This window comes from Sinomicrobium endophyticum, assembly GCF_052983315.1.
In genome coordinates, this window is sequence record NZ_JBRKIS010000006.1 from 111,457 (window position 1) to 125,429 (window position 13,973).

Here is a 13,973-nt window from a genome sequence, read left to right on the forward strand (position 1 = left end):
TTTTTAATAAATCCGTAAATTGCACAACTAAATGGGAGCTTTTGTTGCAAATGAAACAGAAGTTGCCGAAAAATACACCTGCCTGTACCGGTTTTGTGCATAACATTCCGTTACTCGTCGGGACTAACGGATTTTAAATCATAGAAAAGTGAACACAGGAACATACAAGCCAAAGAATAAAGTAAGGATAGTTACTGCAGCTTCCCTGTTTGACGGGCATGATGCGGCTATCAATATCATGCGGCGCATTATCCAGGCAACCGGGGTAGAGGTTATTCATCTCGGACACGATCGCAGCGTGGAGGAAGTGGTGAATACAGCCATACAGGAAGATGCCAACGCCATAGCCATGACCTCCTACCAGGGAGGGCACAATGAATATTTTAAATATATGTACGACCTTCTTCAGGAAAAAGGGGCGGGTCATATAAAAATATTCGGTGGCGGGGGCGGTGTCATCCTGCCGGAAGAGATCCGGGAACTGCACGAATATGGGATAACACGTATCTATTCTCCGGATGATGGCCGTGAGATGGGACTGCAGGGAATGATCAACGACCTGGTGGAAAAAGCCGATTTTCGTTCTCCCGCTTTTCAGAACGGGCAGGAAGTGGCACCAACGCTGAAAGATAAAAATATAAATACCATAGCACGCCTTATTTCCCTTGCGGAAAATAACCATAAAGAGTTCGAAAAAAGATTTACTCCCGGAAAAGGGAGTAAGATGGTGCCGGTACTGGGGATTACCGGAACCGGGGGTGCCGGAAAATCGAGTCTTGTAGATGAACTGGTACGCCGTTTCCTGGCAGATTTTCCGGACAAGACCATCGGTATACTTTCCGTTGACCCTTCCAAACGAAAGACAGGAGGAGCACTGCTGGGCGATCGTATTCGCATGAACGCCATTAATAATCCTAGGGTATACATGCGTTCGCTGGCCACTAGGCAGTCCAACCTGGCCCTGTCCAGGCATATTGCCGAAGCCGCAGATGTACTCAAAGCAGCCGGGTATGATCTGGTGATACTGGAAACTTCCGGGATCGGGCAGTCCGATACGGAGATCCTCGATCATTCCGACGTTTCCCTCTATGTGATGACACCTGAATTCGGAGCGGCGACACAACTCGAAAAAATAGATATGCTCGATTTCGCCGACCTGGTGGCTATCAATAAATTCGATAAACGCGGTGCCCTGGATGCCCTTCGCGATGTGAAGAAACAATACCAGCGGAACCACCAGTTGTGGCATGCCGATCCGGAAACATTACCTGTTTACGGTACTATTGCTTCACAGTTCAACGATCCCGGTATGAACATGCTCTACAAAAATGTAATGGATAAGATAGCGGAGAAAACCGGGGCAGACCTGAAATCTTCCTTTGAGCGGCACGACGAAATGAGCGAGAAGATATTCGTAATTCCACCTAAACGTATTCGTTACCTGTCTGAAATAGCAGATAACAACAGGAATTACGACCAAATTGTGGAAAAACAGGCTGCAATAGCGCAAAAGATTTACGGTATATGTATGGCGGTTTGCAGTGTTGTGGAGGAAACCGATCCGTTTTCCCTGATTACTAAATCCGGTTTGGACGAAGATGAATTGATGCAAAGGGTAGGAGAAGCGGAAAGAAAGTCATTCCTGAAACTGTTACTGGCCGAATTTGACCGGGTGAAAATGGAACTGGACCCGTATTACTGGGAGACCATATGTAACTGGGAAAACAAAACGGATCGCTATAAAAAACCGGAATATATATTTAAAGTACGGGACAGGGAAATACGCATTAAGACCCATACACCATCGCTGTCACATACGCAGATACCCAAGGTAGCGCTGCCCAAATACAGGGCGTGGGGCGATATACTTCGCTGGGTGCTTCAGGAAAACGTACCAGGGGAATTTCCATATACTTCGGGGTTGTATCCGTTTAAAAGAGAAGGAGAAGACCCTACCCGGATGTTTGCCGGGGAAGGCGGGCCGGAACGTACCAACCGGCGTTTTCACTATGTAAGCCTGGGGATGGATGCCAAGAGGCTTTCCACGGCATTTGATTCGGTGACCCTATATGGGAATGATCCCGGGCACCGCCCGGATATTTACGGTAAAATAGGCAATGCAGGGGTTTCTATCTGTTGCCTGGACGATGCTAAAAAACTGTATTCCGGGTTTAACCTGGCCGATCCCAAAACTTCGGTAAGTATGACCATCAACGGCCCGGCACCCATGCTGCTCGGTTTCTTTATGAATGCCGCAATAGATCAGCAATGTGAGATATATATCAGGGAGAACGGTCTTGAAGCGGAAGTGGAGAAAAAACTTCGGGAAGTTTATGACGATAAAGGATTGCCAAGACCGCAATACAACGCTGCCGGAGGAAAAAAAGAACTGCCCGAAGGCAATGACGGCCTGGGCCTTTTATTGCTGGGAATTACGGGAGACCAGGTGCTTCCCGCAGGAGTATATAATGAAATAAAACAACGAACACTATCCCAGGTAAGAGGAACCGTACAGGCCGATATACTCAAAGAAGACCAGGCGCAGAATACCTGTATTTTCTCCACGGAATTCGCTTTGCGTCTTATGGGAGACGTACAGGAATATTTCATTGAAAACAACGTGCGTAATTTTTACTCCGTATCCATCTCGGGATACCACATTGCGGAAGCCGGGGCCAATCCCATTACACAGCTGGCCTTTACGCTGGCCAATGGCTTTACGTATGTGGAATACTACCTGAGCAGGGGTATGGACATCAACAAATTCGGACCTAACCTGTCGTTTTTCTTTTCCAACGGTATCGATCCGGAATATGCTGTTATAGGCCGTGTTGCACGAAGAATATGGGCCAAAGCCCTGAAGTATAAGTACGAAGCCAACGAAAGGGCACAGATGCTCAAATATCACATTCAGACCTCCGGACGTTCCCTTCACGCACAGGAGATCGATTTTAACGATATCCGTACCACGTTACAGGCATTGTACGCTATTTACGACAACTGTAATTCGTTACATACCAATGCTTACGATGAGGCGATAACCACACCTACGGAAGAAAGTGTACGCCGGGCAATGGCCATACAGCTCATAATCAATAAAGAACTTGGACTGACAAAGAACGAAAACCCTGTTCAGGGGGCATTTATCATAGAAGAACTGACAAACCTGGTGGAAGAAGCCGTACTTATGGAATTCGACCGTATTACGGAACGGGGAGGAGTTCTCGGGGCCATGGAAACCATGTACCAACGCAGTAAGATACAGGAAGAAAGCCTGTATTATGAAAACCTGAAACATACCGGGGAATTTCCGATTATCGGGGTGAATACCTTTTTGAGTTCCAAAGGCTCACCCACCGTAATTCCAGGGGAAGTTATACGGGCTACCGAAGAGGAAAAACAGTTGCAGATACAAACGGTGGAGAACCTGAAAAAGGCCAAAGGAAAAAGAGTGAAGGCAGAACTGGAAAAAGTTCAGGACACGGCTGTAGAAAACGGTAATATCTTCGAACAGTTGATGGAGGCTACGAAAGTGTGCTCCCTTGGGAAAATTACCGAAGCGTTGTTTGAAGTAGGCGGACAATACCGGAGAAATATGTAAATTTGATATGTATATAACCCCGACAATACAAATACATGGAATCATTATTTTCGGAATTGTTTGCGTATAACCTGGACTGCAACAAAAGATGGATAACCGCTTTTCTCTCGGCCGGGGAAAACGTGCCCGACAAAAGCAAAAAACTATTTCACCATATATTAACGGCACATCACGTGTGGAATGCCCGGTTGAGCGGAGTAGCCCCGGATTACGGAGTGTGGGAAGCTATCCCGGCGAGCCTGGTGGAAAAGGTAAATGAAGATAACCATATTCTTACCGGAAAGATACTGCGACAAAGAGATTTTTCGGAAATTATCGATTATAAATCCAGTAAGGGAGCCCCGTATTCGAACAACATCTGCAATATTCTGTTTCACGTGGTCAATCACTCTACGTATCACCGCGGACAGATAGCTATGAATTTCCGGGATTCCGGGCTGGAACCCCTGGTAACGGATTATATTTTTTATAAAAGATAAATGCGCGAGATAAATGTGACCGCCAATACTAAAATAACAGAAAAACAAAAGACCGTTCTGAATATTCAAAACGGTCTCTTTTTGTCGGTGCGCTCGAGAGGATTCGAACCTCCACACCTTACGGCACTGCCGCCTGAAGACAGCGTGTCTACCAATTTCACCACGAGCGCATTCTGTTAAAGAAATCCTTTTCTCAAAAGGGTAGGCAAAACTAAATAATCTTTGGGAATTGACAAAGGGTTATTTTAAACATTTTTAAAATAATGATAAACCTGCTGAATATAAGTGGAGATATAGGATTCGCGAGACGATTAAAGAGTAGGACTGGTACTCGTATTTTATTGATGGAATAGCCGAAGTGTTTCTGTCCGGGAAAGATGCGGTTAACAAGCGATTTTTCCGCGTACAGTAAAAACTGAAAATGGATGACAGTCGTTAACATATAAAAACAAACAAAGTGGTGCGAAACCACTTTGTTATATGCTAAAGGAAAGCTGGGGTTACCTTTCCCAAAACGGAGGTGGAGCTATTTCCAATGCCCGGAGATAAACATAACCTTGTCCGCGATGATGGATTTCGTTGTCTGTAAAGTAAAGCAGGGTGCCGTAAATATTGTTTTCATACATTCCGAAAGCGAGGTCTTTTTCCTGGAAGCGCTCAGGGGTTATTTGCGGCCATAAAGTGTCTATCTGTTCGGTTACCTGATCCCAGAGTTCCAGGATTTCCTTTTTAGTCTTTGGTGTAGGCATATCATCCATATTCTCCCATTTTCCGGAAACTACACCTTCTATTCCCGGTCTGGCTATTTTTATCAATTCCATGGCGAGTTCGGAAAAAGGTCTCATGCCTCCTATGGAGAATGAATAGAGTTCTTTTTCCGGAAATGCTTCTATAACCCGGCGGGTTAATTTGCGATGTCCCTGCCAGTGTTCAAGAAAGTTTTCCGAATGAATTACAGGAGCGGTAAGTGTGGTGCTTTGAGCATTGTTGTTTTCCATGATGTTTAGCTTTTAAATTTCTATACTACAAAGTAAACGACAGGTAGTGACAGCCCTATGTCAACAGGAAAATAATTTTTTTCATAAAATTGTTATTGTAGAGAGAAGAGGTTTATGTTTTTGTAATTGAGATGGTTGTGTATCTGTTCTTTTGGTTAAGTATCGGTAAACCTAGAAACAAAACGATGCTGTATTTCCGAAAAGTGATACATTGAACCTGGAAAAAGATTGATCTTAAAAAATAAGAAAGGCATTATGGCCGGAGATACATATGATACGATAATGGATTGTAAAGAAATCTCTTTGGTACGAAAGGGATTTTCTGTACTGGACACGATCAGTTTTCAATTAAAAAAAGGAGAGAACCTGGCTATTACAGGAGTTTCCGGGGCCGGTAAGACTACCTTGGCCAGGTTGCTTGCGGGAAAAATTAAACCGACTTCCGGAATGTGTAAGATAAAAGTGTCTGCCGTGCAAATGGTGGAGCAGCAGGACCAGTTCCTCTCCGTTTCCGGCAGGGGGAATACACATTACAGTCAGCGTTACGAGGCACAGGACACATCCGGCATGCCCGATGTCCGTGAATATTTGTACCGTGTCCGGAAAGATGCCGGGGCTACGGAAGAAGAAGTGAACCGGGCTATGGAACGCACGGAGATAACTCATATTGCGGACAGGAAACTTTTACAGCTAAGTAACGGGGAACGAAAGCGCACCCAACTGGCGGCCGTCCTGCTCCGGAAACCACAGATTTTAATACTCGATCAGCCCTATGTGGGACTGGATATACATTCCAGGAAGCGACTGGACGATCTTTTGCTCGATCTGTCAGAAACGACCACCCTGGTATGGATATGCGGGGCAAACCAGATCCCTGCTTTGGCAGATAAGGTGCTGGAACTGGAAAAAGGGAAGGTAAAGAAATTCACGGAACGAACAGCGTATACCTTTTCTCCGGTAGAAGCAATATCTGCCCCCAATGGCTCCCTGCTTGATATGTTACAGGTACCCGGAGAAAAGAAAACCTTCGATATAATTGTGGATATGGAAGATGTTAATGTAAGATTGGGGGGGAAGCATATACTCAAAGAGATCAACTGGCAGGTAAAGCGCGGAGAGCAATGGGCGCTGGTAGGGCACAACGGAGCCGGGAAAACAACGCTTCTCAGCCTGATCACAGCCGATAATCCGCAGGGATATAACAACAAGCTTACCCTGTTTGACCGCAGAAGGGGGACGGGAGAGAATATATGGGATATTAAAAAGGAAATAGGTTTCGTATCCTCCGAGCTTCACCTTTATTTCTTACGGGGCAGGGGAATTTTCAATACGATCCCGGGGATAGACGATGGCGGACGGGAGGTATACAGTACCCTGAGTTGCCTGGATGTTATTGTATCCGGGTTCAACGATGAGGTAGGGCTCGTAACACAGCCCTCGGAATACCAGTTGCACATTGCCATGCAATGGCTTGAGATACTGGGACTGGAACGATTGGAAAAAAGTCTTTTTGCCCATGCGTCACTCGGGGAACAACGCTGTATACTGCTGGCACGGGCGCTGGTTAAATTCCCTTCCCTGCTTATCCTGGATGAACCCTTGCAAGGGCTCGATGAGCAGCAGATAATGTATTTTAAAGCCTTGCTCAACCAAATATGTGATACGCTCGGTACTACCATGATCTTCGTATCGCACTACAGCGGGGAAATTCCGGATTGTGTAGGTCACGTCCTGGAAATCAGTGGAGGAGAAGTAGTCCGGAAAGAGTCTGTTAACTGATCTTTAACACTGTAAACAGGTGATTGTTGCTTTGCAACGGTTATATTTATAATCTAACAAAAAACAATCGACCCGATGTTAAAGAAAATATTCATTCTGTTGAGCATGGCAGTCTTTTTGTCCGGATACGGTCAGAAAATCACGGAGGACATTAAACAGATCCTTCCCGAAGGAGAACATGCTTTTACCGTTGTCCACTTCAGTAAAAAGGAACAGCAACGTACTGTCGAAATCCGACAAACCCCGCCTTATGCTGGACATAGAAACACAACAAAAGTCACATTGTCCGGAGAACAGGCGGAAAAAATATTTAACGGCAGAGATACGGAGGGGGCCAACGAAATGGTTATATATACCGGGAAAGAGAAATACACGGTAATATGTAAAGATGATATCATAACCTTTGTTCCGGAGCGTGATTCGGTCTCCTTTGCCGTAGACTGTGCTACAGGTGAATTTATTTCGAACGATCGTAAGGTCATGATGAAAAGGGAAAAAGTGGATGTTCGTTCATCTGACAATATCTTCGGAAGCCCGTGGGAAGGATACCGGTGGAAATCACCGCAGGGCGATTTCTCAGGGTATGACTTTACGGTGGGCAGACTCCAAAAGAATGGTAAGGTTTACATAGAAATACGGACCCCGGAAGATATGCATTACAGATTGTTGTCCAGCTGATACAGTATAAAAAATAAAAGAGGCTTTTAAGGCCTCTTTTCAGTTATGATCTGTTATTGTTTTTCGACATTGTAAAAGTTATAATCTGTCATAGGTGCATCCGTAAAACCCAGGTTACGGCCTATGGTAATAACCTGTCCCCGGTGATAAGTGCTGTGGTTAACGCAGTGCATTACATATTCGAAGCCCGGAAAATCAGAACGGAACCACGGGCTTTCAATAAGGATTTTTTCTTCTATGTTTTCTTTCGCCAATGCATGGATATAGTTGGCAAATTCTGAAGATTGTTTGAGAACTCCCGTAAAGGTATCTTCCAGTGTTCCCTTAACTTCTTCATAAGTTTTTGGAGGTTCCTTCTTTAAAACAGATAGCCAGTATCTTTCGGTTTGCCTGATATGTTCCAAAGTAGGCCCGATCCCGGAAAAACTGGAAGGAACATGTTGTTTCACAAGGTCTTCATCTTTTGTTCTCAGCCATTCCACGAGCTTTGTATTAGCCCAGAGATTGTAGTTGACATAGTTCTGTGTAAGCAAAGAGATAGCAGTTTTCATAATTTGGTATATTGGTATAAAGGTTTTGTTCGTTTATTATCTGGTTCAAAGATAAGGGTACTGTCTGACAACAGGGTGTCAGTAATAAATGGTTTTCCCGGAAAAATACCATTTGCATTTTTGGGATGGTGTAACGTTTTTGGTTGTAGTATGGATGCCGGAAAATAAAAAAGGTTGCCTCTGAATTATCAGGCAACCTTTAGAATTTTATAGAATATACGGGATCATTCTGCGAGCTCCGTGATCTCTACGTCAAAAACAAGGTCGGCATCCGGGGGGATAACTCCTCCGGCTCCCGCTTCGCCATACGCGAGGTGAGAAGGAATAAAGAGTCTTACTTTGTCTCCCACGTTCATCTGTAAAAGTCCTTCCTTGAAGCCCGGGATAAGGGGAGAGTCCGGCCCGTAAAGCATGGGTAAGGGAGCGTATCCGCCTTTTTCTTTACGAACCTGGTTTACCGTGCCGAATTTCTCCACTATACTCAGGTCGTTGGAATCGAACAGTTTCCCGGTATCCAGGAACCCGGCATAATTAACTTTTACATATGTACCTTCCTGTGGTTTCTCCCCGTTTTCCGCTTTGTTCAGGTACAATATTTTCAATCCGCTGGGCAGTTCTTCCGCTTCACCTTTCTGATTATCGAACTCCCGAACCAGGGCTTGGGCTGCTTTTTTAGCTTCTTCTTCCCGTTTGTTGATCTTATCAAAATATTCCGTCATAACCTTAACAGCGTCGAATTTTCTGGCTTCTTTACCGTTCCGGATAATGGTCACCTTGTTCATAACCACATCTTCCAGGGGCTTGTTGCCATCGGGAGAGGTTTTTACATAGGCAATGGTATCTACAACCTCCAGGCCTTCCACGACTTTACCGAATACCGTATGTCTTCCATCCAGATGAGGTGTGGGAACATGAGTAATAAAAAACTGGCTGCCGTTGGTGCCCGGTCCGGCATTGGCCATAGAAAGCGTTCCTTTGCTGTCATGACTTAGCGTATCCACGATTTCGTCTTCGAATTTATACCCGGGACCAAATTTACCGGTACCGGACGGATCTCCGCCCTGTATCATAAAATCTTTTATAACCCGGTGAAAGGTGACGCCGTTATAATATTTTTTGTTTTTAAGGCTGTCCGATACAAAGGGACTGGTCCCTTCGGCAAGAGAGATAAAGTTAGCAGCCGTTACCGGGGTTTGTTTGTAGTATAATTGGAGGACCATTTCTCCTTTATTGGTCTCTATGTCGGCAAAAATACCGTCTCCCAGATCCGCGTGCCTGGTACTTTTACACCCCAGTGTAATCAGGACAAGAAGCAAAAAAGCTACATTGATTTTTTTCATGGATATTAATGTTTGTAAATTTGGTTTTCCGTTGTAAATTTTATGAATTTATTTAAACTTTCGATAATTAGATAAACTTATTGTACATCCTGAGGAACATTCTCTGTTGTCGCCATACTGTCCCGGGCGGTTTCCAGTATGTCCAGCAGGGTTATTGTACTTTTTACGGGAACGTTTACCCCTATTCTGTTTTCATCTCCGTGATATCCGAAAGTGAGGGAAGAAGGGAACATGAAAGTAGCGGTTTCCCCTTTTTTTAATAGTTTTACAGCAGTCCGGAGCCCGGGGAACAAGTCTTCTTTGTCTACTTTAAAACGAACCGGCCCGATCTCTTCTTTACTGTAAATAATGCTGTCGTTCAGGTAACGGATATCGTAGTTAATGAGTATGAGATCGTCCGGTTGCGGCATATAGGTGCCTTTACTGTCCTTCTGCTGATAATAATACCAATAGCCGTTTGGCGAGGCAATATAGGTATGTGCACTATCTTTTTGTATAAGCTCTTTGATGAGCTGCTGTTCTCTCTCCAGCAGTTCCTTATTCCGCTCCACGGATTTCCGGAAGAATTCCCCCGTTTTTACGGCTACGGGCCTTCGGGCTTCGGGTTCTTTACACCCCGTGAACATGACCACGGATAGCAGTAGGGCACAGAAAGACCGGCATAATGCCCCGGCCCTCAGGAAATTCATTATGTTTTCTTTGCCATACCTCATTTTGTCAATTCCTTTTTATATCCCTCCAGCAGTTTTCCGAACTTTTGAATGGTATCCTCCATAGAAAGATCGCTTCTTCCTCCCGCGGCATTAATATGCCCGCCGCCGTTAAAGTATTTTCTGGCAAAGTCATTAACGGAGAAATCTCCGACGGAGCGCAGGGAGATCTTGATAAAATCTTCCTGGGTATCTTCGAGAAATATTACCGAAAACCGAACGTTTTTGAGCGATAGTCCGTAATTCACAAAACCTTCCGTATCTCCCTTTTTAAAGCCGAATTGCTCCAGTTCCTTCCTGCTCAGGGTAATATATACGGTGTTGTATTTTTCCAGGAGCACGAGATTTTTTAATGCGCAACCCAGAAGGTGCAGCCTGCTTAGTCCGTTGGTATCATAAACGGCGCTGTGTATATCTGAATTTTCCGCCCCCCTGTCCATAAGATCTGCAACCACCCGGTGGGTGATGCTTGTAGTGGAAGGAAAACGGAACGATCCGGAATCCGTCATAATTCCGGTGTAAAGGCAGGTGGCTATATCTTTATTTATTTTGTCACGATGGCCCAGGGTGTCTATAAAATGATAGATCATTTCACAGGTAGATCCCATTTTCGGATCGGAATAGATGTATGTGGCGTAATCGTCCGGTTGTTCGTGATGGTCTATCATTACAAAGGCGGCCTTACTGCTTGCCAGGGACGGTTTCATATCTTCAACACGGTCCAGTGAATTAAAGTCGAGTGTAAAAATAAGATCGGCATTTTCGATAAGTGTCTTCGCCGTTTTTCTTTTAGTATCGAATTTCAAAACACTCTCGCTCCCCGGCATCCATTTCAGGAAATCCGGGTATTCGTTGGGAGAGATAACCACGGTATTGTGCCTCAGAAGATTCAGATAATGATACACGGCCAGGGAAGCACCTATGGCGTCTCCATCCGGATTTTTATGCGGAACAATAACAATGTTCTTTGGCGAGGCAAGTACTTCCTCGAGTTCTTGTATGTTTGTATTCATAAGGGGCTAAGATACGATTTATCCCGATTTTTTGTCAAAAATAACCCGAAGTTATCCATAGTGCCAGGCCGTTTGCCGTGAAAAGTATAACATTCGGTTAATACGACATATCGTACATTTGTTTTTTCCTGAAAATAACGAATAAATGAGACGATTATTTTTATTCCTGTTGCCCCTTTTCTTTATAGCATGTCAATCTGCAAAAGAAACGGTATCTGTAATTTCCGGAACGGACTATGTCATTGCTTTCGGTTCGTGCAATAACCAGAGGCTGGAAAATGTACTTTGGAAAGAAGTGTTGAAGAACGATCCGGCAGTATGGATATGGGGCGGGGATAACATCTATTCGGATACGGACAATATGGAGGTCATGCAAGAGCATTATAAAGACCAGTTGGCACAGGAGGACTACAGGAAAGTGAGAAATAAAACAAAAATACTGGGCACCTGGGACGACCACGATTACGGATTGAATGACGGGGGAGAAGAATTTCACGCCAAACAGGGAAGCCAACAACTCTTTCTGGACTTTATGGGAGTGGCTGAAAACGATCCCCGGAGAAATAGGGAAGGAGTGTATCATTCGGAAATATTGAAAACGCCGAAAGGAACAATAAAGATAATCGTACTGGATACCCGGTATTTCCGGTCCGGACTTACGGAATCGCGGGAAAAAGGAAAGCGATATACACCCGGAATTTACGACGAAGGCACGATGCTCGGAGAGCGGCAATGGCAGTGGCTGGAAAAGGAACTTGCCGGTTCGGATGCCGATTTTAACCTGATCGTAAGTAGTATCCAGTTTTTGTCCGGGGAGCACGGCTTTGAAGCCTGGGCCAATTTTCCGCATGAAACGGACAGGTTACAGCAACAGATATCCGATTCCGGGGCCAAAGGAGTGATCCTCCTCTCGGGAGACCGTCACATATCCGAATTTTCCAGGGCGGAAATACCGGGTCTTTCTTATCCGTTGGTGGATTTTACCAGCAGCGGGTTAACACACTCTTATACGCAATTTACCTCCGAGTACAATCCGTACCGGGTAGGGGAAGTGGTTTCGGATATCAGTTTCGGACTTTTACAGTTTGATTTTGATAAAAAACAGGTAATCATGCAGATACGCGGCAAGGGGAATAAAGTTTTAGGTGAATTGGTACAAGGGTATTAGATGATCGGGTCTTGATAGTCTATTCCGTAAGGTAATTATTTGGAGTTTTCTTCGATGATTTTATCTATTTGTTTTTTGAGAACAGGAATATCCGAAGTAGCTACGTTCCAAACCAAATCCGGAGATACACCAAAATACTCGTGAATGACCACATCTCTCATTCCGGCAATTTCGCGCCAGGGAACCTTGGGATATTTGTTTCTTGTTTGTATGGAGATTTTTTTTACGGCTTCACCTATAATTTCAATTCTTCTTATTACTGCATCTTGTTTCTCCGTGTTAGCGCAGAACTCATCTTCGGATATATCTTTAACGTATTCCATGATTTTATGAGTACATTCTGAAATATCTTCGAGAAAAACCAGTTCGTCCCTCCGTTTTTGTTTAGCCATAAATTTTCTTTTCTTCGGATAAAATTTTATTCCTCAATCTTGGTTTTACAGCACGATATTCCACTAAATCCACTTTTTTATTCAGGATGTCTTCCAGGTCCAGTTTTATTTTGACAAATTCCAAAAGACTGATTTTACTATCCAGTTCTACCAGTATATCTATATCACTTGCGTTTGAGGCCTCACCTTTGGCATAGGAACCAAAGATACCAGCCCGTTTGATATTATATTTTTTCAGAACAGGAACGATAAGTTGTTTTATGGAATCTATTGTTATCATAGCTTAGCTTTCACGTATGGCTAATTTAATCATTTTTAATGATATAGTGTGATCTCTTTTATCTGACTTCTGTATATAAACATGGCTATATGCCGGAGAGCTTTTCTATCTTCAATTCATTAAGTGATAGAATTCGTTTAAACTTTTTTCTTTTTGATGGGTTTGAACTTTTTCAAAGCTAACACAATAAAAGCAAGATAGTTAAACCCTGTCCAGCTTGCCACGGTGGTGTCAAACCTGTTTAGTAATGACCGGAAACTGTCCATCCAGGCATTGGTTCGCTCGATGGCATATCGCTGGTCATAAAGTTCTTTGTCAAAATAGTCATCTCTGTCCTTGTCACTGTTACGCCTGTTGAAACAGATATTGGCATTGATTTCCTTTTGGGCACAAGCCTGTCGGAAATCCTTGGAATCAAAGCCCGCATCAGCATTGAGGAACAACCCATCCACACGGAGGTCAGCATCTTCCAGAGTACCAGTGACTACTTCGAACTGCACCTCAATGTTATACAGGTCGTTATGATTGCCGGCAACAGGTTCAGACATAGCTAAAGGTAGTCCCTGCCTTTCGCTAAGGTATAGGGCATTGGTGGTTTTGCGCTTCTTACGGCCTTGGTATTCCACTTGTTCCCCGCCCCTGATGGCCGAGGTGTGACTGCCATCCAGGTCCACACTGGAAAGGTCAAGTTTTGATTTATGGCGGTTGAGGAAGCTCACCCAACAGTCTTTCCAAAAACCGCACAAGCACCATTTCCGGTAATGGTAGTAAACCGATTGCCAACTTAGCACTTTACTGTCAAAAAGGGCTTTTACAGGCACTTGATGCCACTGCACACCGGTCTTGAGCTTGTAGAGGATGGCGTTAACAATCTCAACCAATGGAACGGTCGGGGCAAATCCTCGATGAGTTTTAGGTATGTAAGGAACTATTTCCAATTCTATCGTATCTTTGTCAAGTACAGAGTACATAAAGGGTTGGTTT

13 protein-coding genes and 1 tRNA gene are annotated in these 13,973 nt (G+C 44.3%); 5 read left to right on the top strand and 9 right to left on the bottom strand.

Annotated features, from left to right (window positions below):
• Nucleotides 1–148 precede the first annotated feature (148 nt).
• Both ACVBDU_RS02240 and ACVBDU_RS02245 read left to right on the top strand, forming a co-directional pair.
• On the top strand, nt 149–3,601 hold the full coding sequence (locus tag ACVBDU_RS02240; RefSeq protein ID WP_447178158.1) for a methylmalonyl-CoA mutase family protein: 3,453 nt from the start codon (nt 149–151) through the stop codon (nt 3,599–3,601).
• A gap of 35 nt (nt 3,602–3,636) precedes the next feature.
• Nucleotides 3,637–4,080: a DinB family protein gene (locus ACVBDU_RS02245; RefSeq protein ID WP_447178159.1), complete on the top strand. Its 444-nt coding sequence runs from the start codon at nt 3,637–3,639 to the stop codon at nt 4,078–4,080.
• 88 nt (nt 4,081–4,168) lie between these two features.
• Here ACVBDU_RS02245 and ACVBDU_RS02250 read toward each other — a convergent pair.
• Nucleotides 4,169–4,250 (bottom strand) — tRNA-Leu (locus ACVBDU_RS02250).
• Between the two features lie 330 nt (nt 4,251–4,580).
• A complete protein-coding gene (locus tag ACVBDU_RS02255; protein ID WP_447178160.1) occupies nt 4,581–5,078 on the bottom strand; it encodes a DinB family protein in 498 nt (165 codons plus the stop codon).
• 255 nt (nt 5,079–5,333) lie between these two features.
• Between ACVBDU_RS02255 and ACVBDU_RS02260 the strand changes: the two genes are divergently transcribed.
• Together ACVBDU_RS02260 and ACVBDU_RS02265 are read left to right on the top strand one after the other, a co-directional pair.
• Nucleotides 5,334–6,857 carry an ATP-binding cassette domain-containing protein gene (locus ACVBDU_RS02260; RefSeq protein WP_447178161.1) on the top strand — a complete coding sequence of 508 codons (1,524 nt, stop codon included), beginning with the start codon at nt 5,334–5,336 and terminating at the stop codon, nt 6,855–6,857.
• Nucleotides 6,858–6,932: 75 nt separating this feature from the next.
• A complete protein-coding gene (locus tag ACVBDU_RS02265) occupies nt 6,933–7,535 on the top strand; it encodes a hypothetical protein (RefSeq protein ID WP_447178162.1) in 603 nt (200 codons plus the stop codon).
• 53 nt (nt 7,536–7,588) lie between these two features.
• Here ACVBDU_RS02265 and ACVBDU_RS02270 read toward each other — a convergent pair whose 3' ends face one another.
• The 4 genes from ACVBDU_RS02270 to ACVBDU_RS02285 all read right to left on the bottom strand — a co-directional run bounded on the left by ACVBDU_RS02270 (nt 7,589) and on the right by ACVBDU_RS02285 (nt 11,149).
• The gene (locus ACVBDU_RS02270; RefSeq protein ID WP_447178163.1) at nt 7,589–8,086 is read right to left on the bottom strand and encodes a DinB family protein; all 498 of its coding nucleotides are present in this window, start codon (nt 8,084–8,086) and stop codon (nt 7,589–7,591) included.
• 224 nt (nt 8,087–8,310) lie between these two features.
• Entirely contained in the window at nt 8,311–9,426 is a 1,116-nt protein-coding gene (locus ACVBDU_RS02275; RefSeq protein ID WP_447178164.1) for a peptidylprolyl isomerase, read from the bottom strand.
• Nucleotides 9,427–9,503: 77 nt separating this feature from the next.
• Nucleotides 9,504–10,115 (bottom strand): gliding motility-associated peptidyl-prolyl isomerase GldI, encoded by a 612-nt coding sequence (gene gldI / locus ACVBDU_RS02280; RefSeq protein WP_447178165.1) that lies wholly within the window; start codon nt 10,113–10,115, stop codon nt 9,504–9,506.
• Between the two features lie 20 nt (nt 10,116–10,135).
• Complete coding sequence (locus ACVBDU_RS02285) at nt 10,136–11,149, bottom strand: DHH family phosphoesterase (protein WP_447178166.1); 1,014 nt, start codon at nt 11,147–11,149, stop codon at nt 10,136–10,138.
• A gap of 145 nt (nt 11,150–11,294) precedes the next feature.
• Between ACVBDU_RS02285 and ACVBDU_RS02290 the strand changes: the two genes are divergently transcribed.
• Nucleotides 11,295–12,317, top strand: a complete 1,023-nt coding sequence (locus ACVBDU_RS02290; RefSeq protein WP_447178167.1) for an alkaline phosphatase D family protein — start codon at nt 11,295–11,297, stop codon at nt 12,315–12,317.
• Between the two features lie 35 nt (nt 12,318–12,352).
• Here ACVBDU_RS02290 and ACVBDU_RS02295 read toward each other — a convergent pair whose 3' ends face one another.
• The 3 genes from ACVBDU_RS02295 to ACVBDU_RS02305 form a co-directional block, all read right to left on the bottom strand.
• Nucleotides 12,353–12,709: a HepT-like ribonuclease domain-containing protein gene (locus ACVBDU_RS02295; RefSeq protein ID WP_447178168.1), complete on the bottom strand. Its 357-nt coding sequence runs from the start codon at nt 12,707–12,709 to the stop codon at nt 12,353–12,355.
• Complete coding sequence (gene mntA / locus ACVBDU_RS02300) at nt 12,702–12,989, bottom strand: type VII toxin-antitoxin system MntA family adenylyltransferase antitoxin (protein WP_447178169.1); 288 nt, start codon at nt 12,987–12,989, stop codon at nt 12,702–12,704. Before mntA ends, ACVBDU_RS02295 begins: the two co-directional genes overlap by 8 nt.
• A gap of 137 nt (nt 12,990–13,126) precedes the next feature.
• A complete protein-coding gene (locus tag ACVBDU_RS02305) occupies nt 13,127–13,960 on the bottom strand; it encodes an IS5 family transposase (RefSeq protein ID WP_447177729.1) in 834 nt (277 codons plus the stop codon).
• Nucleotides 13,961–13,973 lie beyond the last annotated feature (13 nt).

What these genes read in the sequence shown, in the direction of transcription:
- ACVBDU_RS02245 (WP_447178159.1), top strand. Translation starts at nt 3,637, where the DNA reads ATGGAATCATTATTTTCGGAATTGTTTGCGTATAACCTGGACTGCAAC.
- ACVBDU_RS02255 (WP_447178160.1), bottom strand. Translation starts at nt 5,078, where the DNA reads ATGGAAAACAACAATGCTCAAAGCACCACACTTACCGCTCCTGTAATT.
- ACVBDU_RS02260 (WP_447178161.1), top strand. Translation starts at nt 5,334, where the DNA reads ATGGCCGGAGATACATATGATACGATAATGGATTGTAAAGAAATCTCT.
- ACVBDU_RS02265 (WP_447178162.1), top strand. Translation starts at nt 6,933, where the DNA reads ATGTTAAAGAAAATATTCATTCTGTTGAGCATGGCAGTCTTTTTGTCC.
- ACVBDU_RS02270 (WP_447178163.1), bottom strand. Translation starts at nt 8,086, where the DNA reads ATGAAAACTGCTATCTCTTTGCTTACACAGAACTATGTCAACTACAAT.
- ACVBDU_RS02275 (WP_447178164.1), bottom strand. Translation starts at nt 9,426, where the DNA reads ATGAAAAAAATCAATGTAGCTTTTTTGCTTCTTGTCCTGATTACACTG.
- gldI (WP_447178165.1), bottom strand. Translation starts at nt 10,115, where the DNA reads ATGAATTTCCTGAGGGCCGGGGCATTATGCCGGTCTTTCTGTGCCCTA.
- ACVBDU_RS02285 (WP_447178166.1), bottom strand. Translation starts at nt 11,149, where the DNA reads ATGAATACAAACATACAAGAACTCGAGGAAGTACTTGCCTCGCCAAAG.
- ACVBDU_RS02290 (WP_447178167.1), top strand. Translation starts at nt 11,295, where the DNA reads ATGAGACGATTATTTTTATTCCTGTTGCCCCTTTTCTTTATAGCATGT.
- ACVBDU_RS02295 (WP_447178168.1), bottom strand. Translation starts at nt 12,709, where the DNA reads ATGGCTAAACAAAAACGGAGGGACGAACTGGTTTTTCTCGAAGATATT.
- mntA (WP_447178169.1), bottom strand. Translation starts at nt 12,989, where the DNA reads ATGATAACAATAGATTCCATAAAACAACTTATCGTTCCTGTTCTGAAA.
- ACVBDU_RS02305 (WP_447177729.1), bottom strand. Translation starts at nt 13,960, where the DNA reads ATGTACTCTGTACTTGACAAAGATACGATAGAATTGGAAATAGTTCCT.